The organism is Nitrospira sp. (assembly GCA_037045225.1).
Lineage (GTDB): Bacteria > Nitrospirota > Nitrospiria > Nitrospirales > Nitrospiraceae > Nitrospira_A.
Map to the genome: position 1 here is coordinate 611,467 of JBAOHZ010000009.1, position 23,133 is coordinate 634,599.

General features: G+C 57.8%; 16 protein-coding genes. 8 read left to right on the plus strand and 8 right to left on the minus strand.

Features of this window, described 5'->3' with window-relative positions:
• Together V9G17_03810 and bamA are read right to left on the minus strand one after the other, a co-directional pair.
• On the minus strand, positions 1-576 hold the full coding sequence (locus V9G17_03810) for an OmpH family outer membrane protein (GenBank protein ID MEI2751703.1): 576 nt from the start codon (positions 574-576) through the stop codon (positions 1-3).
• Between the two features lie 42 nt (positions 577-618).
• Entirely contained in the window at positions 619-2,943 is a 2,325-nt protein-coding gene (gene bamA, locus V9G17_03815) for an outer membrane protein assembly factor BamA (protein MEI2751704.1), read from the minus strand.
• 318 nt (positions 2,944-3,261) lie between these two features.
• On the opposite strand from bamA, the gene galU reads away from it, so the two are divergent.
• The 8 genes from galU to V9G17_03855 all read left to right on the plus strand — a co-directional run bounded on the left by galU (position 3,262) and on the right by V9G17_03855 (position 15,652).
• Positions 3,262-4,203 carry a UTP--glucose-1-phosphate uridylyltransferase GalU gene (gene galU, locus V9G17_03820; GenBank protein ID MEI2751705.1) on the plus strand — a complete coding sequence of 314 codons (942 nt, stop codon included), beginning with the start codon at positions 3,262-3,264 and terminating at the stop codon, positions 4,201-4,203.
• Between the two features lie 84 nt (positions 4,204-4,287).
• On the plus strand, positions 4,288-6,783 hold the full coding sequence (gene lon / locus V9G17_03825; GenBank protein MEI2751706.1) for an endopeptidase La: 2,496 nt from the start codon (positions 4,288-4,290) through the stop codon (positions 6,781-6,783).
• A 1-nt stretch (position 6,784) separates the two neighbouring features.
• Positions 6,785-7,867 carry a thiamine-phosphate kinase gene (gene thiL / locus V9G17_03830; GenBank protein ID MEI2751707.1) on the plus strand — a complete coding sequence of 361 codons (1,083 nt, stop codon included), beginning with the start codon at positions 6,785-6,787 and terminating at the stop codon, positions 7,865-7,867.
• Positions 7,867-8,346, plus strand: coding sequence for a DUF2062 domain-containing protein (locus V9G17_03835; GenBank protein ID MEI2751708.1), 480 nt, complete (start codon positions 7,867-7,869; stop codon positions 8,344-8,346). Before thiL ends, V9G17_03835 begins: the two co-directional genes overlap by 1 nt.
• Before the next feature lie 23 nt (positions 8,347-8,369).
• Positions 8,370-9,791, plus strand: a complete 1,422-nt coding sequence (locus tag V9G17_03840) for an HD domain-containing protein (GenBank protein MEI2751709.1) — start codon at positions 8,370-8,372, stop codon at positions 9,789-9,791.
• Positions 9,792-10,013: 222 nt separating this feature from the next.
• A complete protein-coding gene (locus V9G17_03845) occupies positions 10,014-12,782 on the plus strand; it encodes a PAS domain S-box protein (GenBank protein MEI2751710.1) in 2,769 nt (922 codons plus the stop codon).
• 2 nt (positions 12,783-12,784) lie between these two features.
• Positions 12,785-13,219, plus strand: coding sequence for a response regulator (locus V9G17_03850; protein ID MEI2751711.1), 435 nt, complete (start codon positions 12,785-12,787; stop codon positions 13,217-13,219).
• Between the two features lie 3 nt (positions 13,220-13,222).
• On the plus strand, positions 13,223-15,652 hold the full coding sequence (locus V9G17_03855; protein MEI2751712.1) for a response regulator: 2,430 nt from the start codon (positions 13,223-13,225) through the stop codon (positions 15,650-15,652).
• Positions 15,653-15,720: 68 nt separating this feature from the next.
• Here V9G17_03855 and V9G17_03860 read toward each other — a convergent pair whose 3' ends face one another.
• The 6 genes from V9G17_03860 to arc all read right to left on the minus strand — a co-directional run bounded on the left by V9G17_03860 (position 15,721) and on the right by arc (position 23,053).
• Positions 15,721-16,707: a M23 family metallopeptidase gene (locus V9G17_03860; GenBank protein MEI2751713.1), complete on the minus strand. Its 987-nt coding sequence runs from the start codon at positions 16,705-16,707 to the stop codon at positions 15,721-15,723.
• 32 nt (positions 16,708-16,739) lie between these two features.
• The gene (gene pafA, locus V9G17_03865) at positions 16,740-18,116 is read right to left on the minus strand and encodes a Pup--protein ligase (GenBank protein ID MEI2751714.1); all 1,377 of its coding nucleotides are present in this window, start codon (positions 18,114-18,116) and stop codon (positions 16,740-16,742) included.
• A 131-nt stretch (positions 18,117-18,247) separates the two neighbouring features.
• The gene (gene prcA, locus V9G17_03870) at positions 18,248-18,931 is read right to left on the minus strand and encodes a proteasome subunit alpha (GenBank protein MEI2751715.1); all 684 of its coding nucleotides are present in this window, start codon (positions 18,929-18,931) and stop codon (positions 18,248-18,250) included.
• Positions 18,932-18,934: 3 nt separating this feature from the next.
• Complete coding sequence (gene prcB / locus V9G17_03875) at positions 18,935-19,759, minus strand: proteasome subunit beta (GenBank protein ID MEI2751716.1); 825 nt, start codon at positions 19,757-19,759, stop codon at positions 18,935-18,937.
• Positions 19,760-19,772: 13 nt separating this feature from the next.
• Positions 19,773-21,272: a depupylase/deamidase Dop gene (dop, locus tag V9G17_03880; GenBank protein MEI2751717.1), complete on the minus strand. Its 1,500-nt coding sequence runs from the start codon at positions 21,270-21,272 to the stop codon at positions 19,773-19,775.
• 11 nt (positions 21,273-21,283) lie between these two features.
• Complete coding sequence (gene arc / locus V9G17_03885; GenBank protein MEI2751718.1) at positions 21,284-23,053, minus strand: proteasome ATPase; 1,770 nt, start codon at positions 23,051-23,053, stop codon at positions 21,284-21,286.
• Between the last annotated feature and the right edge of the window lie 80 nt (positions 23,054-23,133).

The following is a 23,133-nucleotide window of genomic DNA, read 5'->3' on the forward strand; positions in this document are numbered from 1 at the left end:
TCATGGATACGTTTTATTGAATTCTTCGACCACCTGTGACGACACATCCACCGTCTCATCGAAATAGAGCGTAGGCCCGCCGCGCCCGCGATCGAACACGGCCTGCAGCTCCAACCGTTTGGCCACCTTACCCGACAAGGCTTCGATCTTTTCGCGGAACCCGTCCAACACTTCTTTCTGCTTGTCCTGCACTTCACGATTCAGGTCGGTCACCTTCTGCTGGTACTCCGACATGCGGCGACGGAATTGCTCCTCCCGTTCGCGCTTGGCATTGGCGCTCAACACACTGCCCTGCTTCACGAAGTCTTCTTCCATCCGCCGCAGCTCTTTTTCTTCCAACTCGATCAACGCCTGCCGATTCTTCGCAAAGCTGGCCAGCATCTCCTTGGCCTTCTTCCCGGCATTGGTCTCCCCTAGTACCCGTTGAGGATCTACCACGCCGAGACGCATCGATGTCGGCACCGTCGATTGGCCGAACCGGCACCCGCCGAGTAGCCACACCACGGCCAAGAGCACCAGGCACGATCCGACCCAACCGGCGCCCCTCGATCCACTGCGGCCTACGCATCCATACATTCCGGCGATTCCTTTCTGAGCCCCCGACACACACCCTAACAGCTAGAACAACGACCCGATCGTAAACTCGAACACGCCCATGCGCTCATTCTCCCGTGGATCAAGGTTGATTCCATAGGCCGCCCGCAAGGGACCGAACGGAGAAATCCACCGGGCTTCGAACCCGGCCGCGCTCCGCAGTTTGTTAAACTGAACCGGCTCGTTGTCGTCGAATCCATTTCCGTAATCGAAGAAGAACACTCCGTTCAGCTTCGCTTCGGACGAAATGGTGAAGATAAAATCGTTGTTAAAAATGAGTTCTTTGGCGGAACCCAGCAGCGAGCCGGATGGCGTCACGGGACCTGCCCGACCAAAGACGAACCCGCGCATGGTGTTGATACCGCCGACAAAGAAACGCTCGGTGAGGGGAATGGGCCGGCCCCCAAGCCCCTCCGTCGCGCCGTACCGAACGTGCACCGAAAACCGCGTATCGTAGATCAACGGCGTGTACTTGATCACGTCCGCGTAATACTTAAAAAAGTGATTGGTACCGCCCAGCGAGGGGGTGGCGTAGTCTACGCCGAGACTAAATCGCCAGCCGGTGCGCGGATCCAGATAATAGTCGCGCGTGTCGCGAAAAATCGAGGTACGAAACCCCGTCGACGATTGCGTCCCGAGCTGTCGGCAGATAAGCGGGATCAGATCCGGACACAAGCCTTCCTGCGGATCGCTGTACTTCAACTGCTCGGCGAACAGGCTGACGCTGCCGTTGACATATTCCGACAGCCACCGGCTCCAGGTTGCGCTCGCGCCCGACTTGGACTCGAAGTAGGAAATGTAGTTCGTCATCGACCGGTAAATATCCAACTGGAGCGCATTGTACGAGTCGTTCACGTAGGGGTTCCTGAAGGTCACCAGTCCCAACGACCGCTGCTGGCCCAATTGCCCGCGGATACGCCCCAACCAGCCGTTGCCGCCCAGGTTGCCTTCGGTAATATCCGCGATCGCCACCAGCTTGTCCAAGGTGCTGAATCCGCCGCCGATGCTGAACTGGCCGGTCGGCTTCTCCTTCACCTTCACATTGAGGTCCACCTTATCAACGTCGACCTGCTGCGGCAGAATTTCCACCGTTTCAAAAAAGTTCAGATTGTTCAAGCGTTGAAAACTGCGCTTCAACGCCAGCGTATCGATCACGTCCTGCTCGTCCAGGCGTAATTCCCGGCGCACCACGTTGTCCCGGGTCTTGTCGTTCCCGGTGACGTGAATCTCCCGGATCCGCATCATCTCCCCCTCTTTCACGTTGAGGAGAATCGTCGCCGTGCGCGCATTGTTGTCGGGCGTGACGTTCGGCACGACATCGGCAAACACGTAGCCCTTCGCGCCGTACAGGTCCGTGATGCGGGTGATTTCACCCCGGATTTTGGCTCGTTGAAAAATCTCGCCGGCCCGAATATTCAAGCCTTCGCGCAATTCATGGTCTTCGAACACCGTGTTCCCACGAAACCCGACCTGCTCCACGATGAACGGCTCACCCTCCACGATCTGATAGCTGATTTCGAACCATTTCTTATCGTCGGTCAATTCCAGCGTGGGCTGACTGATCTGCACATTCAAGTAGCCCTTGTTCAAATAGACTTCCCGCATGCGCTCGATATCGTTCCCAAGCTCCTCGCGTTTCAACACGCCGGCATCGGACAGCAACGACGGCACCTTCATCTGCGTGATGAGTCCGTACCAAGGAATCCATTCACGGGTCGCCGTCACCTTGAACATTTCTTCCTTGGTGACAGCCCGCATGCCTTCGAAATTGATGCGTCGCACTTTGGCCTTGGTGCCTTCCTTCACGAAGTACGTCAGGCGCTTCCGGTCCTCATCCACCGCCTGAATCACAGGAATGACCTGGCAATTGAAGAATCCGTCTTCCTGATAGGCGAGCCGGATTTTCTCCGCACTCTCTTTGGCTTGCTGCTGATCGAGAAACGTCTGGCTCTTGATCGTGATCTTCTCTTTGAGCTTATCGTCGCTCAATTCCTCGTTACCGTCGAAGACGATCTCGGTAATGAACGGTTTCTCCCGCACGATGAAGCCGACCGACACACCGCCCGCGTCCGGCTCCGTCTCAACCTGAACGTCTTCGAAGTACCCCGTGCCATAGAGGATCTTGACCTGCTCACGGAGCGCATCCGCGGTAAAACGATCGTGGGCCTTGAGCGTGAGACGCCCTTCAATTGCCTGGAGCTCGATCCGTTTCTGCCCGCGAATGGTGACCGACGTCACCGTGGGCACGCCGTCCTGCGCGTAGAGGAATTCCCCCACACCACACGTGGAGAATATCACCAGCGCGAGAATGACAATCAGCCTCCACCGCCTGCCTCCCGACTTGGTCACCGCAATCCTTCCGTACCACCTGGGAATGCACGCACTGGTTGTCCCGGCCTTCGAGATAAGACACCGTCGCGTTCCGTGTCGAGCCGTGCGCACGGAGCCGACCGGCCCTGCGCAGCCACCCGCGAGCTGTTGTCGTAACCATCACCGATGCGCCGCTTTCGTTGCAGCACCACCGCACATGTGCAGAAAAACTCTCGAATTATATTGACCACATTTTTCAATGTAAAGGAGTTTCCCCGCGCCACGACGCATCGGCAGCACCTGAAAAGACCGGAGGAAATCTTGACTTCACTTACCCCTTCACATACTATCCCCCCTATGACAAGAACAGATGTACGTAAAGCGATTATTCCTGCTGCCGGACTGGGTACACGCTTTCTTCCCGCCACCAAAGCGTCTCCGAAAGAGATGCTGCCGCTGGTCGACAAACCGCTCATTCAGTATGTCGTGGAGGAAGCCGTTGCATCCGGCATCGAAGACATCATCATCATCACCGGCCGCGGTAAGCGCGCGATCGAAGACCACTTTGACCGGTCGCTGGAGCTGGAAGAAAATCTCAAGGGCAGCGGCAAGGGGCAAGTGCTCAACCAGATGCGGCACATCTCGAATCTCGCAAACTTCTGCTACGTCCGCCAGCCAGAAGCCATGGGACTCGGGCATGCCGTGCTCTGCGCCCAGCATCTGATCGGCGATGAACCATTTGCCGTCATCCTTGGCGACGAGATCATCGATTCGCCGGTTCCCGGTCTCGCACAGCTCATTCACATTTACAAGCAACGCAAAGGCGCCGTCTTAGGTGTGCAAGAAGTGCCGCCGCAAGAGGTCAGCCGCTACGGCATCATCTCTGCTCGAAGCCTGGGCAAGGGGCTGCACCGGGTCGACGATCTGGTGGAAAAGCCGGCACCCGCCGATGCGCCGTCAAATCTCGCGGTCATCGGACGGTATGTTCTGCCGCCGGAAATTTTCCCGATTCTCCGCAAGACCCCTCCGGGGAAAAACGGAGAAATTCAACTGACCGACGCCTTGCGACAACTCGTGAAACACACCCCGATGTTCGCCCACGAAGTCGAAGGGCAACGGCACGATGCCGGCGACAAACTCGGGTTTCTGATCGCCACCGTGGAATTAGCCCTCAAGAACCCGTCCTTGGGACCTGCGTTCGGCGAGTTCCTGCAGCAACGACTCCGACCGACCCCCGCCGAGACACGCCGCCGAGGCTCCGGCCGGTCCACCCAAGGTCGAACACGCACCACTACCTAGCCGGGCATGACGGATCACCGTCACCCAAACCGTGCCACCGCACGACATCGTGACTGAGACCATACACCAGCAGACTGGAGCCTCATGGCTGAAGCAGTAGAACAAGACTTCTCAAACAACCAGAACCTCGAACCGCCGGATCAGCTCCCTCTACTGCCGGTGCGAGACATCGTCGTGTTTCCCTACATGGTGCTCCCGCTGTTTGTCGGCCGCGAGATGTCCATCAAAGCCATTGAGGCAGCGCTCGCGGGCAACCGCATGCTCTTCCTCGCCACGCAGAAATCCCTGGATGTCGAGAACCCGCAGCCCGAAGACATTCACACGGTCGGCACCGTCGGCATCATCATGCGGATGCTCAAACTGCCCGACGAGCGGATCAAGATTCTGGTGCAGGGCCTCGCGAAGGCACGGATCGAGGAATACATCCAGAACGATCCCTATTACTCGGTCCGGATCGAGAAACTGGTTGAGATCAAGCAACCCGGCTCCACATTAGAGACCGAGGCGGTCATGCGCACGGTCAAGGAGCAGATCGAGAAGATCGTGAGCTTGGGGAAGGTGCTGATCCCGGATGTGATGGTCGTCATCGAAAACCTGGAAGATCCGGGACGCCTCGCCGACATGGTGGCCTCCAACCTCGGACTGAAGGTCGATATCACGCAAGCCGTGCTGGAAATCGTGGATCCGATTCAACGACTCCGCCAGATCAGCGAGATTCTCGCCAAGGAAATCGACGTCCTCTCCATGCAGCAGAAGATCCAGGCTCAGGCCAAGGGAGAGATGGACAAGACCCAGCGCGAATACTTCCTGCGCGAACAATTGAAAGCCATTCAAAAAGAACTCGGCGAGCTGGACGAACGGGCAGAGGAAGTGGCGGAATTCCGCAAGCGGATCAAAGACGCCAAGATGCCCGAGAAAGTGCTCAAGGAAACCGAGAAACAGCTCAAGCGGCTGGAAAAAATGCACCCCGACACGGCGGAGTCCGCCACCGTTCGAACCTACCTCGAATGGATGGTCGAACTGCCGTGGAATAAAAAGTCGAAAGACAATCTCGACCTGAAGGCCGCGATGAAGGTGCTGAACGAGGACCACTACGATCTCGAAAAAGTGAAAGAACGCATCATCGAGTATCTCGCCGTGCGTAAACTGAAAGAGAAGATGAAGGGGCCCATCCTCTGTTTCGTGGGTCCGCCCGGCGTCGGCAAAACTTCGTTAGGAAAATCCATCGCCCGCGCGCTGGGGCGCGAGTTCGTCCGCATCAGCCTCGGCGGCGTACGAGATGAAGCCGAAATCCGCGGGCATCGCCGGACCTACGTCGGCGCGCTCCCGGGTCGCATCATCCAAGGGATGAAACAAGCCGGCACGAACAATCCGGTCTTTATGCTCGATGAAGTCGACAAGGTCGGCATGGATTTCCGAGGCGATCCGTCGGCCGCCCTGCTGGAAGTGCTGGATCCGGAACAAAACAACACCTTCACCGATCACTATCTGGGCGTGCCGTTTGATTTGACCGAAGTCATGTTCGTGACAACGGCCAATCTCATGGATCCGATTCTGCCCGCCTTGCGGGATCGTATGGAAGTGATCGATATCCCCGGGTATACGGAAGAAGAGAAGCTCGGCATCGCCCAAAAGTACCTGATCCCTCGCCAGATGAACGAACACGGCATCACCGAGAAACATATCCGCGTCAATGAAGGCACCATCCGGCATGTCATCTCGCACTATACCCGCGAAGCCGGTGTCCGCAACCTCGAACGCGAGATCGCCAACCTCATGCGGAAAGTCGCGAAGAAGGTGGCCGAGGGCAAATCGGAGTGCCAGACCATCGACCAGAACAATTTGAATAAGTTTTTGGGCGTTGCGAAATTCGTTCCCGAAGCGGAACTTGAAAAGGATGAAATCGGCGTCGCCACGGGCCTCGCCTGGACCGAAAGCGGCGGGGATGTGCTGTATATCGAAGCGACCGTCATGAAGGGCAAGGGCCAGCTCACCCTCACCGGGCATCTCGGCGACGTCATGAAAGAATCGGCGCAGGCCGCCTTGAGTTATGTCCGCTCGCGGGAGAAGACCCTGGGCATCAGTCCTGATATCTTCGCCAAAAACGACATTCACATTCACGTCCCCGCCGGCGCAACCCCGAAAGACGGGCCGTCCGCCGGTATCACCATGGCGACAGCCATTGCCTCGGCGCTGGCCCAGATTCCCGTGCGGCGCGACCTCGCGATGACCGGAGAAATCACCCTGCGCGGTCGCGTGTTGCCGATCGGAGGATTGAAGGAAAAGATTCTCGCGGCCAAGCGGGCGAAGCTCGCGACGGTGGTCCTTCCAAAGCGTAACAAAAAGGATCTCGAAGAGATTCCCAAACACATCCTCAAAGGCATTGAGTTGATCTTTGTCGATACCGTGGACGATGTGATCCGGGAAGCGCTGCGACGCACGGCTACTCGCAAGCCACGCGCGGGCTCACCCAACAAGCCGACAAAAAAATCAGCTCGATCGACCCCATCCAAGCGGGCAACCGGCTCGCCGAGGAAGAGCCTCCACCTCCCGGACGCCTCCCATTCGTTGATTCTCTAACATGCCGCCAGGCCGATCTCGCCGCCCCAACTCCGTCGGTAGCGAGTTCGGCCTGATCCGGCTCCTGCAGGCGCAGGCCGCGCGGCCGGATCGGCAGGTGTACCGCGGCATCGGCGATGACGCCGCCATTCTCAAGACCTCAGCCGATGAATGGACCCTCATCACGACGGACCTGCTCGCCGAAGGGGTGCACTTCGATCCTGCCACCTCCGCCTATGAACACATCGGCTACCGGGCCGCGATTGCCAACCTGAGCGATATCGCCGCCATGGGGGGAACGCCCCGCTTCATGCTCGTTGCCATCGCCATTCCTCCGACCTGTTCGACGAAACAGATTCAGCAGCTGTACCGCGGCATGATGCACGCCACCACGCCCTACCGGGTCTGCCTGGTCGGAGGTGACACGTCGGCATCCAAGCAAGGCCTCTTTCTCAGCATCACGCTGACGGGAACCGTCGAACCTCGGCGAGCACTCCTACGCAGCGGCGCCCGCGTCGGCGATCGCGTGTATGTCACAGGCACGCTGGGCGACTCCCACGCAGGGCTGGACCTCTTAACCACAGCACGGCGGCCAACACAGGCACATCTGCGCCCGGCACAGACTCGCTTCTTGCTGGCTCGACACCACCGGCCGTCAGCCCGCATCGCAGAGGGCCGCTGGCTGCTCACCCATGGACTGGCGAGCGCGGCGATCGATCTGTCCGACGGCTTGACCGGTGACCTTCGCCACGTCTGCGAAGCCAGCGGCGTCGGCGCAGAGATCTTCCCAGATGCCCTGCCCATTTCTCCGGCCTGCCGAGCCTACGCCCTGGCGCGCGGGCTCGATGCTCAGCAAATTGCCTTACAAGGCGGTGAGGATTACGAGCTCTTGTTCACCGTCCCCCGCCGCAAACAACAGCAATTTGACCGGCTGGCCGCGAACACCGATTTTTGCATGACCTGTATCGGCTCGATTACTCCGAAACGGCTCGGCTTGCGGGTGCGGACCGAGGCCGGTGCCACCAAAACGCTGCCGGTCACCAGTTACGAACATTTTCTCCGTCCCTCGTCACTGGACTCGCACCAAGGCTGTGAAGGCTGTTGATGACAGACGTACGATCGCTGTTTCGCCAAGTTCTCCATCTCAATGAAACACCGCACCGGACGGCACTGGCCTTTGCCATCGGTGTCTTCCTCGGTTTTTCTCCGGCCTATGGGTTGCACATGGTGCTGGTGGGATTCTGCGCCTGGGCCTTCAGGCTCAATGTGGTGGCGTTACTGGCCGGCGCATTCCTCAACAATCCCTGGACGCTGATTCCCATCCTCGGAGGCACCTATTGGACCGGTGCCGTCCTGTTGGGCGTGCGTGACTTTCCGTCCTTCGACTGGAGCGATCTGTCGTTCTCTGGGATTTATCACCAGGTCATGCCCTACGCCTGGCCGTTCTTCGTCGGCGGGATGGTCTTGAGTATTGCCGGCAGCCTGTTGGCCTACCCGCTCGCCTATCTGCTACTGTCCAAGTATCGCAGCACGAAGCCGGAAGACGACCATCAACCGTTGCCCCCTCCCTCAGGCCTACGATAAGATCACCGAGCGGTCGACCATATATGAAACTCCCATCCGCACATCCTCCCGCTCCGTACGACGGATCAGCCCTCATTGCCGATCCCATCCACGAATATGTCTCGTTCACGGTCCCGTATTCCTCGCCGGATCCATCGGAGCGCACGGAAAAAGACCTGATCGATTCTCCCTGGGTCCAGCGGCTGCGCTATATCTATCAACTCCAAAGCGCGCGATGGGTGTACCCTTCGGCAGAACATACGCGATTCGTGCATTCACTCGGCACGATGCATGTCGCGGGCCGGTTTGCGCGCCACCTGTACCCGTTTCTGAAACAGGCGGCGCCCGACGTGCCTTCAGCCGCCTATGTCGAGGAGTTCCTGCGCATCACCGCGCTCGTGCACGACATCGGGCATGGCCCGTTCTGCCACTTCTTCGATGATAATTTTCTGCACACCTTCGGCCTCTCGCATGAAAAGCTCGGCCAGATCATCGTCCGCGAGCACCTGGGACCGCTCATCAAAAAAATCCGTCGCAGCCCATCCGGCCCCTTCGATCGCGGAGAAGAGCTGAATCCGGATCACATCGCGCACGTGATTCTGAAGGAAAAAGGCAAAGACAACTCCCGCATCCCGCGCTGGATCAACATGCTCCAGCCGGTGATTTCCGGCAGCTACACTGCCGATAACCTGGATTATGTGCTGCGCGATGCCTACATGTGCGGCGTCGCCGTGGGACCGGTGGACCTGACCCGCTTGATCCACTACACCATCATCACCGACAAGGGATTCACGATCCATAAAACCGGACTGCCGGCCCTGCAGATGTTTTTGAACACCCGCATGTATCTCTATTCCAATGTGTACTATCACCGTACGACCCGCGCCATCGACATCCACCTGCGGGACATCTTCGGCGACACCATGAAGCTGTTGTTCCCCTCCAATCCGGCCAAACACATGGACGAATACCTGACGCTGACCGACTGGTCGTTATTGGAAGATGTCAGACGTTGGAAGAAAGCCGGCCAGAGCAGCCTGCGGCGCTTACATCAGGAATGGGCGCATATCCTGGAACGCGACGTGAAGTGGAAAATGGCCTACAGTACCGTACTCAAGGAAAAGGGCATCGAACGAGGCATGGACTTTCCCAGCCATGAACAATTCCAACAGCAGATCCAGAAAGCGCTCCCGGCAAAACTACACACCTTGCCGTTCCGCGTCGACATGGCGCCGCTCGATCCGCGCCCGGACCCCAAAGATACACGCGGCATTCCCCTACTCGTCTACGATCCCGGCACAAAGGGTGTCTCGACTGAGCCACTGGAGGAATTTCTCGATCTGCTTCCAACCCGCCTCGTGCAGTTCCGCATCTACGCCCTCGACCACGATCAGGACGCCGCCCTCTCCCGCGCCGCTGCAACCGTGCTGAATAAGACCCCATCAAGTATAGAAACGAATTTCTAAGCCTCTTGCCCTAGTCGGACGCCAGCTCCAGGCGGCCCCCTTTCCGGCCGTCCCCCCCCCCACACCCCATTGTCCTCTTCAGGCAACCATCACGCCTGCGTACTTTACTAGGTCATATCGCCTCTATTCATCGTCGGCGAGTTTGTGCATAGTTGCGGTGCCATCGCCATCGCGTCTTGATTGCGATACGGCCCCCCCCCCCCGCAGAGGAGCGACGCGGCCATGGATACTACCGACGAGGCCAACACATACGAGAGCGCTGCTTCGCTTCGTGAGCGAGTCGTCTTTTCCATAATTGCCGCCCTGCTCGGAATCATATTCGCGATCGACTGTGTCACACCGGCCGGAATTCCCGTCTGGGTCTTCTACCTCATTCCTGTGCTCCTTACGTACCAGCTTCCCTCTCTCTGGACCCCCTATTACACAGCAGGAATCTGCGCAGTGCTCACCCCCGTGGGTCTCCTGCTTTCCCCCCTGCTCGATGGCGTGCCGACATGGTTACCATGGGTGAATCGCACGGCCGGCATAGGAATGTTTACGGTCACCGCCTATCTGATCGTCCAGTATAGGCGCGTCACCCAAACTCTTGTTGAGACCGCCGCCTTGGATTCGTCACACAAGGCCTTTGAAGTGCGGGAAACCCTGCTCCTGAAAAACGCGCAGGACGTGCAGGACCTGTTCGACCGTGCGCCCTGCGGGTACCACTCACTGAACGCGCAAGGCATCTACGTCGCGATCAATCAAACCGAACTCGACTGGCTGGGATATCGCAAAGACGAAGTCATCGGGAAAGTGTGCTTTCGGGACCTGATCACCCCCGAGTCCGCCGCACTGTTTCAGCAAGAATACCCGCGCTTCATGGAGAGAGGATTCGTGCGGGACTTAGAGCTCACGATGCGGCGTGGGGACGGCGTACTGATGCCGGTTCTGGTACACGCCACGGCCATCAAGGGCCCAGACGGTCGATTCGTCGCCAGCCGCTCCACCCTCGTGGATATCACCTACCGGAAACGAGCAGAGGACCTCCTGCGTAGGAGTCACGAACGTCTCGAAGTCGAGGTCCAGGAACGAACCGAAGAACTCCGGCTCACCAATGAACGGCTGGAACAGAAGCTGCTGACCATCACGAATATGCAAGCGACGTTGAAATCCACTGAAGATCGCTTTCAGGTTATGGCGGACCACGCGCCGGTGTTGATTTGGATCAGCGATCTGACACAGAGATGCATTTGGGTGAACAACCCCTGGCTGGAATTCGTCGGTCGCACCCGCGAGCAGGATTTGGGCGATGGATGGGTCGAGAATGTTCACTCGGACGATATCGACTATACCCTCCGCGTCTACGACAACGCCTTCCGTAAGCAGCACGAATTCAGGATGGAATATCGCCTGCGTCGGCATGATGGAGAATGGCGCTGGCTACTGAATCACGGGGTTCCTCGTTTCGAAGGGGAAGCGAGATTCGTCGGCTTCATCGGCTCGTGCATCGATATTACCGAACAGAAAGCCGCGATCGCGGCCGCGCACGACAGCGAGCAAATCCTCAGCGGCATATTTAATTCTGCGATGGACGCCATTATCACGATCAATGAGTGCCAGGAAATTGTGCACTTCAATGCGGCAGCGGAATCGATGTTCGGTCGTCGAGTCCAGGAAATAATCGGGCAACCGGTCGCCGTGCTCCTTCCCGAACGGTACCGTACCGCGCACAGCCAGCATGTGCTGGGCTTTAGTCACGCGAACGTCAGCAAGCGCCAGATGGGCACGCTTGGCATGATTTCCGGCGTGCGGGCCAATGGCGAAGAATTTCCGATCGAAGCAAGCATTTCACAGATAACGAGCCGCGGGCAAAAGCTATTTACCGTGATCCTCCGTGACATCACGGCACGGAAGCGGACCGAAGACTTGATGGCTCAGCAACGCCAGCTCATCGAATTATCGTATGAACCGATTTTTGCCTGGGACGTCGACATGGGCATCGTGGAGTGGAATCGAGGATGCGAGCAACTGTACGGCTATTCCCGATCGGAGGCATTGGGACACAACAGTGTTCACCTGCTGCAAAGCCGACTCCCCTCTCCTCTGAGCACGATCCAGACTCAATTGGAGACCACCGGGGAATGGACCGGTGAGATTCACCATCGCACGAAAGACGGACGGGACGTGCTTGTGGCGAGCCGCTGGGGATTGCTCAAGATGAACGGCCGCAGCCTCGTACTGGAAACCGACCGGGATATCACCGCGCGACGACGGGCCGAGCTCATGATCCTCAGGAAGAACATGGATCTGGCCACCCTCCTGTATGTGACCTCGCACGATTTGAAAGAGCCGCTGCGAGCGATCGAGGGGTTTTCCGTCCTCGTCCAGAAAGAGTATGCGAACCGGTTGGACGAGAGGGGGCAAGACTTCCTCCGGCGCGTGATCCGGGCCACGCAGCGGCTCAATCAACTGCTCGAGGACATCCTGGAGCTCTCCCGCGCGCAACGCATGGAATCGCCCGTTGACGATATCGACGCTGAACAGTTGGTGCAAGAAGCCCTGGATCGCCTGGAGAACCGCATCAAAGAAACCGGCGCACACATCACGATTCGTTCGCCCCTTCCGTGCCTGCGAGTCAATACCACCTGGGCCGTCCAGGGCATCTACAATCTGCTCTCGAATGCGCTCAAGTTTGCCTCCGCCGGGCAGCCCCCGGACATTGAGATCGCCCCGTATTGCGGGATGGATCTTGAGGGAACCGAACTCCTCGGCGTGGTCGTGCGGGATCGCGGCCCCGGAGTGGCGCCGGGCCAGCGCGATCGGATATTTGAGCTGTTCCGCCGTGCAGTCGGACGTGAGATAGAGGGGACCGGCGCAGGGCTGGCCATCGTTCGGCAGGTGGCCGAACGGCACGGTGGTCGAGCCTGGGTCGAACCTCGCGAAGGCGGCGGATCAGACTTTATCATTTCGTTCGGCGCGAGCCAGCCAGGTGAAAGAAAGGTGCAGCGATAACCATGCGGCCATTTGATATTCTTCTCGCAGAAGACAATGAAGACGACATCTTGCTGATCCGGGAAGCCTTCGAAACTGCAAACATGGCCAACCGAGTCGCCATCGTGCGGGACGGCGAAGAAGCCCTCGACTATTTGCGTGGGAAAGGTCCCTACAGTCAATGTCCATTCCCCGGCATGGTCCTCCTGGATATCAACATGCCGAAAAAAAACGGACTCGATGTGCTGATCGAACTCAAATCAGAACCTCGATTTCGCCCGCTCCCCGTCGTCATGCTCACCGTCAGTGAACGCGAGGAGGATATTGTGCGGGCGTTTCAACAGGGGGCCTGCTCCTACATTCGAAAACCTGTCACGTTCAGCCAATTCCAGATGGTCGTGAAACAGTTCGAACTTTATTGGACGCTGGTATCTAAACTCCCCTTACTGAAGAGATAATCCATGCATCTATTGCTGATCGAGGATAATGAAGACGATGCCGAGCTGATCCATCAAGCGCTCTGTGAGGAGTCAGCGGACAGCATCACGCTCAATTGGGCAGATCGGCTTGAAACCGGGATGCTGAAACTTGCGGAGTGTCCCGTCGATGCCGTCTTGGTCGATCTCTCGCTACCGGACAGCCAGGGCTTGGAGATCCTTGATCGGGTGCGGGCTCACGCACCTGACGCGCCGGTCATCGTGATGACGGGATTGGATAACGACGTCATCGCCGAGGAATCTCTCTTACGCGGCGCGCAGGATTACCTCGTCAAGGGTCGGTTGACGGGCGACGCGCTGCGACGCGCCATCCGGTATTCCATGGGACGGCACCGAGTCGAGCAAGCCTTGCGGAAGAGCGAAGAGCGGTTTCAATTGACCTGCCTCGCCACCCGTGACGGCATCTGGGACTGGGATATCACCTCCGGCGCGACGTGGGTTAACGACGTCTATCGAACAGTATACGGATCGGCGCCTGAGGATCTTCGGCACGGACAGATTCCCTGGGCCGACCAGATTCATCCTGAGGACCGGGCCTCGGTCCTCACCAACCTTGTCCACGTGCTTCAGTCGGATCAACATTTGTGGATGGCCGAATATCGATGTCGCCGACTCGACGACACCTATGCGTACGTGATCGATCGCGGGTATGTGCACCGCGACGCCCAGGGGAAGCCCTCTCGCATGATCGGCGCCAAAGCCGACATCACCGAACGCCGACAAGCCGAAACGATGCATGCCGTTCAACTCTCCGTCGGCCTCGCGCTCGAACACTCCGTCTCGCTCAGTGAAGCGGTGCCCAGGATCATTCGCACTATGTGCGAGCTCCAAGGTTGGACGGTAGGCGCATTCTGGCTGGTCGATTCACACGACAAGACACTGCACTGCAATTCCCTGTGGCACCAGGCAAGTCTCCCCGCAGAACACTTCTCCCAGATCTATCAGAGCCTTGCCTTACGACAAGGAGTCGGACTGGCCGGGCAGGTCTGGAAGACGGGGGAAGCCATTCTCTGCTCGGATATACTCAACGAGGCCGAGTTCCCGGCATTCCACGCCGCGCATGAAGCCGACCTCCACGGAGGGATCGCCTTCCCCATTGATGCGGGGAAGGAAATCCTGGGCATCATGGAGTTTCTCACCTCTGAACGGCTGCGTCCGAGTGCCTCGCGATTGGAACAGGTGGGTGCGTTAGGCGCCATGATCACCCAATTTCTTCATCGAAAGGATCTCGAACGGCAGGTTCGCCAGGCACAAAAAATGGACGCCCTGGGGCGCATGGCCGGAGGGATTGCACACGACTTCAACAATTTGCTGACGATTATCAACAGCTGGGCCGAGCTCTTAACGGATGAGCCAGGACAATCCATTCGGACGCAGCGTGGGATGATACAAATCAAGGAAGCCGGCAATAAAGCCGCCGCCTTGACTCAGCAATTGCTGGCCTTTACGCGTCACCAGATTGTCGAACGCCAACCGCTCAACCTCAATGACCGCGTCACCGATATCGTCGAGCTGATGAAGCGCGTCATCGGCGAAAACGTGCAACTCGTCCTCGCCTTGGATCCTACGCTGGGGCGAATCAAGGCGGATCCCGGCCAAATCGAGCAAGTGATCATGAATCTCGTGGTCAACGCTCGCGATGCCATGCCGCAAGGCGGGTGCCTGGAGCTTGAAACGAAAGCGGTTTCGATCAATCACTCCGATTCGCTCTCGCCAGATCCTCTTCTTCCCGGTTCGTATGTCATGCTCGCCGTCCGGGACACAGGCTGCGGAATGGAAGCCGATATATTGACACAGGTATTTGAGCCGTTTTTCACCACGAAGGAGCTAGGCAAAGGCACCGGCCTTGGGTTGTCTACGGTCTATGGAATCGTTCGGCAGAGTGGGGGGGCAATCGGGATAGACAGCAAGCCTGGATGCGGCACCACCTTCAGCATTTATCTGCCCTGCATCACCGAGGATTCCAACCCGTCGCGCCCGGTGGTTCAACCCAAGACCGCCAGCGAACAATCAAAGACCATTCTTCTGGTCGAAGACAATGACATGGTTCGCGGCTTGGCACATACCGTGTTGGCGGCACAGCATCATACGGTCCTGGTTGCTCGAACGGGTGAGGAAGCCCTCCAGATGGTTCACCAGCGGGAAGGCAGCATCTCCCTCTTGATCACCGATATGGTGATGCCCGGCATAGACGGGTTACAACTTGCCACTCAACTCCGGAAGCTACAACCAAACATCAAGATTCTCCTCACCTCCGGTTATTCAGACTGCGGGGAAATGCTGTTGGAAAAGCTCGATGCACAAACAGCGTTCATCCCCAAGCCCTATACCCCTGACTCACTGATAAAAGCGGTGGGCACGGCGCTTGATTCACGGTTGCAGAATAAGAGCTAGGAAATACTCTCACGACGTCTGAAGGCTTATTCGGAGGGAGGCAGGCGGTGCGTTAGAACCGTCTCACCTTACCGTGTATCCCCACCGACGGCGGTAGGGCTGACTTCTGTTTGCGGGAGCCCCATCGGCGCAGCCAATGCCGGCCGCACAGCAGCGGGATTCTGTGTAAACGGCAATTCCAGCAAGGCATACGGATTCACCCGCGCGCCGTTGACCTTCATGCCCCAATGGAGATGGGGACCGGTGGCTCGACCGGTCGCGCCGACTTTGCCGATGACCTGTCCGGCTTTGATGAGGTCGCCCTCTTTCACGAGCACGTCGGAGAGGTGAAAATACATCGAATACAGGCCGAGGCCGTGATCCACGAAGATGCCACGGCCGGAAAAGATGTGATCCACGACAAGCCGCACCACGCCATCGTTGCTGGCCATCACGTCGGTCCCCATCGGCGCCCCGATATCTTCTCCGTTATGCGGATTTCTGGCCTGACCGTTCATAATACGGACACTCCCGAAAATCCCTGTGCGCTTGCCATGAACCGGTTCGATAAACCCCGTTTGCCAAAGCCGCATGGCGGACTCTTCGGCCAGAGCCTTCCGAACCTGTTCCTGTTCGGCCTTCCAACGCGCGGCGGCTTTCTCATCGAGATCGACTTTGTCTTTGGGCAGCTTCAGATGCTCGACGGAGAACTTTTCCTTTAACACCAGCACCTGGTAGGAGAGATGCCGCATCTTCTCTCCCTGCTGCACATCGATGGTCAGTTCGTGCGCTCCCGGCTCATCCTGGAGATCGATCCCCAGTAATCCGACATACCCGGCGCCGCCACCGGCAGTCGGGTCCGGAAAGAGTGTCACCTTACGCCCGAGAAACCCGCCTTTGACACTGGTAGCATCCTTGATGTCCGGCACGTTGATGAGGATCACCTGCCCCTGCTTCCCGGTAAACTGACCGTCTCCCCCGCGAGGCGCCGGCCCCGTGTTCGGAAAGAGCTCGACGGGAAACACACTCGTGAGCAGCACCACGGAGATGATGAGAAAGCGATCTAAGAACGACATGGTCTGCTCTCGCCTCTACCCGTTACCCTGCCTCATCGATACAATCGCGCGCCCGACACCTGCGACAACAATTCCTCGACTCGCCGATTCACCGCACTGAATGGGTCCATACAGAGGATCGTCTCTTCCCAGTACCCGTTCAACTTCAGATACGTCCAATCCACGGTGTACGAACGATTCTTGGCCCGTGCGAACCGGATGAAGTCGCCACGCACTTTGGCGCGCGTGGTCTGAGGCGGCACGGACATCGCCCGTTGCACCGCTTCCTCCTCCACCACCCGCACGGCCATCCCCCGATTTTCCATCAAATAATACAGCCCTCGCGTTCGTTTCACGTCATGAAATTGCAAATCCAACAAAAAGACCCGAGGGTCATCCCACCCGCAATCTTTCTTATCCGTATACGATTGGATGAGATGCTTTTTCATCACCCAATCGACCTCGCGCACGAGTTGCATGGGATCCTCTTCCAGACGATCCAACACCGACACCCACTTCTCCCACACATCGTCCAGCACCGGGTCATGTGCCTGCTCCGCCAAAAACTCTTTCGCACGCTTGACGTAGACACGCTGAATCTCGATGGCGGTCATCTGCCTGCCGTCGTCCAGCTTCACCTTCTTATTGAGGGTCGGGTCGCGGGAAATTTCACGGATGGCTTTCACGGGATCTTCAAGTTCCATCCCGCTGACGGCATACCCGGCTTCGATCATCGAGAGCACCAACGTGGCGGTACCGACTTTCAAATACGTCGCATACTCCGACATGTTGGAGTCGCCCACGATGATGTGCAGTCGCCGATACTTCTCCGCGTCGGCGTGAGGCTCATCGCGGGTGTTGATGATGCTCCGGGACGAGGTCGTCGAAGAGGAGGTTTTTTCATGAATATGCTGGGCGCGTTGCGAGATGAAGTACTGCGGTTTACCCGAGACTTTCAGGACCTTACCGGCACCGGAATAGATCTGCCGGGTGACGAAAAACGGAATGAGCTGCTCGGTGACTTTCCAGAAATCTACATCCCGGCGCATCAGATAATTTTCATGACAACCGTAGGTATTGCCGAGCGAATCGGTGTTGTTCTTGAAAATGTAGATTTCGCCGGACAGCCCCTCTTCCCGCAGGCGCTCCTCTGCGGCCGGCAAACAGGCCTCCAGCAATCGCTCTCCCGCCTTATCGTGAATGACGAGATCGAGGATATTGTCGCACTCCGGGGTGGAGTACTCGGGATGGCAGCCGGTATCCTGATAAAAGCGCGCGCCGTTGACCAGAAAGGCATTCGACGGCCAGCTGTTCGGAATCAGACCTTCGAAGATATAACCCAGCACTTTCTCCATCGGGAGATAAATCTTCCCATTCGGAGAAAAAATCAGGCCGTATTCGTTTTCCAAACCGAAAATACGTTGCTGCATGGAAAGACGTTTCCTCGACTCCGCTTCTTTCAGGATACACCGTGGAGGGTGAGGCTTCAACAGATGCCCGCAATGACACCTGCGTCACGAACAGGAACCCGAATACAGAGAACGTTACACGGAGGGGACGGCTAGGAGAAGAGTTGGGAAATATCGGTGCTGCTCAACCGTTTGAACTTCCGCCCCTGCCGGTTTCGGTCCAGCACGGCGACTTCGAGATTTTCGGAAGGGATCTTCTGGCTGGCGACCTGCTCCAGGGCGGCAAGACAACGCCGGAGCCCGTCCTTCAGCGTTGGTGGCTGCGATGTGGCATGCTCCCGCAGGTATTGTTGAACGGCCTCCGACCTTCCGCCAATGACCGCAAGGTTTTTTTCATCCACGATGCTCCCGTCGAAGGAGATGCGAAATATCTCATTCGCCTGCCCTTGTCCACCAACTTGCACGACGAGAATTTCCACTTCCAGAGGTTTGACATCGGTACTGAACGCCGTCCCTAAACTCTGCGAATAGGCATTGGACAGGGTCCGCGCGCTCACATCTTCCCGGCTGTACATGTACCCGGTCAGATCGGCATGGCGAATGCCGGCCTTCCGGAGATGCTCAAACTCGCTGTATTTGCCGGCTCCGGCAAACGCAATCCGGTCGTAGACCTCGGAAACTTTATGCAATGACGAGCTGGGATTGTCCGCGGCGAGCAAAATGCCGTCCACATATTCCAGGGCAATGATGGAACGGCCTTTGGCGATGCCTTTTTTGGCATACTCCGCCTTGTCCTGCATCATCTGTTCAGGCGAGACGTAGTAGGGCAGCGGCATCGACTAAGATCTCCTTCGCTCTGCGATCATGGTTTCATACATCGCACGCACCCGGTCTTCGGGAACATCCGTGATGCCGACGTGACTGACGATCTTCGCCGTCGGATAGATACCACGGACCAAATCAGGACCACCGGTCCCTACATCTTCATCCGCCGCGTTGTAGAGCGCCAGCAATCCAACGCGAAGGGCCTCTTCTTCCGGGAGCCCCGGACGGTAATGTTCACGCATGGTATTCCGCGCGTCTTTGCCGCCGGAGCCAATGGAATGGTGATCGGACTCTTCGTAGCGACCACCCGTGATGTCGTATTTAAAAATGCGGCCTTCCTGACGCTTCAGGTCATATCCGACGTACAACGGCATGACGACCAAGCCCTGAAAGACCATCGGCAGGTTGGCCTTCACCATTTGCCCCAGCTTGTTGGCTTTCCCCTCACAAGACAGTTGCACACCTTCAAGCTTCTCGTAATGTTCAAGCTCCGTTTGAAACAGCTTCGCCATCTCAATACACGGCCCCGCAGCCCCTGCGATCGCCATGGCGGAATAGTCGTCGATGCGAAAGACTTTCTCAATTCGCCGGTCCGCGATCTGGAATCCTTCGGTCGCGCGTCGATCACCGGCGATAATCGCCCCATCCCGATATTTCAACGCCAGGACCGTCGTTCCATGCGGCACCGGGATTGCTCCGGGCCGACCGAGGTCGACGGGAAGCGTCGCTCGCTGGAGCACGATGTCGTTCAAACCAGGCTTCAACTCAGGGTGATGCTGGGTAAGGAAATCAAAGAAGCTGGATCCTTCGTGATGTGGCAGAAAGGAGGACTGTTTCATTCAATAGTCGCAGTCAGGTTGAAAGTTTTGCGAGCAGGGCAGCCGCCGTCTCCGCTTGAGCCAAGAGTTCCCCGGTCAGGGCCTCGGTTCCCCGCAAGGGATCCATCAAGGGAATTTTCTTGATCTTGTTCTGCCCGATATCGAACAGCACGGACGTCCAACTCGCCCCGTAGACGACGTTCGGGTACTTCTTCACGCACTGGCCCCTAAAATAGGCTCTGGTCCCAACCGGCGGATTAAATTCCGCCCGCACAATCTCATGGTCCAATACCACCCGCTCAATGCGATGATTCCGTTCCAGGGTGTAATACAGCCCTTTGTCAGGACGAACATCGTGATATTGGAGATCCATCAGGCGGACGCGCGGATCGTCCCACCCGCAAGATTTGCGCTCCATATAGGACTCGATCAAATACCGCTTCGCGACCCAGTCCAGTTCCCGCACCAATGACCGGGGGTCTCGTTCCAGGCGGTCAAGCACATCTTCCCACCGCACCAGCACGTCCTTCGTCACTTGGTCCAGTTCGTGGCAGGCATAGTAGCTCTGAGCGGCCTTGAGGTAGGCTCGCTGCACGGCAATCGCCGTCGATGCGCTCCCATCGGTCAACGTGAGGCTCTCCTTCATCTGCACGTCTCGGGAGACCTGTTTGATGGCATTCACGGGATCGGCTAGGCTGATTCGGGGAAGTTCGGCGCCGGCTTCGAGCAATGCCAACACAATCGAGAGCGTCCCGACCTTGAGATAGGTCGATACCTCGGCCATATTGGCATCTCCGACAATGACGTGTAACCGGCGGTATTTCGTCGAATCGGAGTGCGGTTCGTCCCGCGTATTGATGATCGGCCGCCGAACCATCGTGTTGAGATCGACAAGCGTTTCAAAAAAGTCAGCCCGCTGCGAAATCTGATAGTCGACGGGACTGGTCTGGTTCTCCGCCCCGACCTTACCGGACCCGGCATAGATCGGCCGGGTGACCAAAAACGGCGTGAGGACCTGGGTGATGCGTTCAAACGGCACCGCCCGCGACACGAGATAATTCTCGTGGTACCCGTAGCTGTTGCCCTTGCCGTCTGAATTATTCTTATACAACACGAACTGATCACGGCCACGCGCCTTGGTAATGCCCTCCAGAGCCTGCGCGACGATGCGTTCGCCGACCCGCTCGAACGCCACCACGTCCCTGGCGTTCAGACATTCCGGCGTAGAATATTCAGGATGCGCGCCATCGACATAGAGGCGGCCACCGTTGGCTAAGACCTTATTCAGCTGGCGATTGTAATCGGGGCCCGGCCGTTCCCGCTCGCCATCGACCTCAAACCCGCGCGCATCCAGCAGCGGATTTTCATTCTCGTAGTCCCACACCGCATGCGGCGCCGGCAGATTCGGGTAGTATCCGATGAGGTGAATGGAGTTGGCCACCGGGTCGGCCGCATTCGGGTCACGACTGGCGATACCGAATTCGGTCTCCGTGCCAATGACACGGGACGGACTGTGCGTAGGATTGTCGCTCATGAAATATCGCGCTACAGGTAGTGACCGGTGTTGACCGTTTCGATCTGGCGCGCCTCAGCCGGCCCGCCGCTGATCGTCCGGAGGTGGACAATCTTCTCGCCTTTTTTGCCGGCGACCTTGGCCCAATCATCCGGATTCGTGGTGTTGGGCAAGTCTTCGTGCTCCTTGAACTCTTCACGGATCGCTCGAATCAAATCCTCGGCCCGCAGGCCGGTTCCTTCTTGCGCAATCGCCCGCTTCACGGCGAATTTTTTCGCACGCGACACGATTCCTTCGATCAGCGCGCCGCTGGCGAAATCCTTGAAATACAGCACTTCCTTCTCGCCGTTCGCATAGGTCACTTCAATGAACTTGTTTTCGTCCGTCGTCGCATACATGGCATCGACGGTCATATTCATCAGGGAGTCCACCAGTGCACGGGCATCCCCGGCATGCCGCTTCAGATCCTCCTCGTCAAACGGCAGATCGGTCGAGACATATTTGGAGAAAATGTCCCGGGCGGCGGTGGCATCCGGGCGCCCGACCTTCACCTTCACATCGAGACGACCCGCGCGAAGCACGGCCGGATCGATCAAATCCTGCCGATTGCTTGCGCCGATAACGATGACATTGGTCAGACGCTCCACCCCGTCGATTTCCGAGAGGAACTGCGGCACGATGGTCGATTCAATGTCCGACGAGATCCCGGTGCCACGCGTACGAAAGAGCGCGTCCATCTCGTCGAAAAACACAATCACAGGATGACCGTCGTCGGCGCGTTCTTTGGCCTTCTTGAACACCTCACGCACCTGCCGCTCCGACTCGCCGACATACTTGTTCAGTAGTTCAGGCCCCTTCACATGGAGGAAGTAGCTGCGGAGTTGTTTATCCTTGAGATGCCCGAGCTTTTTGGCGATCGAACTGGCCACAGCCTTGGCGATCAACGTCTTGCCGCATCCCGGCGGACCGTAGAGCAATACGCCCTTCGGAGCGCTGAGTTTGTAGTTCGAAAAGATATGGGGATACAGGAAGGGCAACTCCACGGCATCGCGCACCTGCTCGATTTCCTTCTGGAGTCCGCCGATATGTTCGTAGTCCACATCGGGGATTTCTTCGAGCACCAGTTCCTCGGCTTCCGATTTCGGTAACTTTTCGATGACGCAGCCGGACCGTGGATCGTACAAGAGATGATCGCCGACGCTGAGGCGCTCACTCAGCAATGGCTCGCCAAGCTCCGCAACTTTTTCTTCATCGAAGTGCAGCGTCACCAGCGCCCGATTCCCCTCCAGCACATCCTTCAAACGGACGACTTCGCCCTGCACATCGAATCCACGCACCTCGATGACATTGAGCGCTTCGTTGAGGATGACCTCCTGCCCTTTGCGAAGAGATTTCGCTTTGATGGAGGGATGAAGACTCACCTTCATCTTACGGCCGGATACGTAGACATTCCCGGTGCCATCGGTATCGAGGCTGGAGAAAATCCCGTAAGTCGAGGGCGGAGCGGTCAGCTTCTCCACTTCGGCCCGCAACGTTTCGATTTGAGACTTGGCTTCTTGGAGGGTGGCGACGAGCTTCTCGTTCTGCTTCGTCGTTTGCTCGAGCTGGTAGCGTGACTGGTAGAGCCGCCGAATCTCCTCCTCCATGGACTGGATTTGGGTGCGAAGTTTCTCAACCTCGCGAGCCTGTTCGTCGTTCTTGTGTGTCACGACTCCATCTCCGTCAGAAAGTGACTTGGTCAGGCGCTTGACGGAATCACGGAAGGACCGGAGTCGGCCTGAACTCCCTTTTGATTCGGCCATCGCCCCACTCGTTGGATCGATTACAATCCCTGTCAGTGACGGTCATCAACACTGGCTCGGATTCTATCACCCGCCTATGG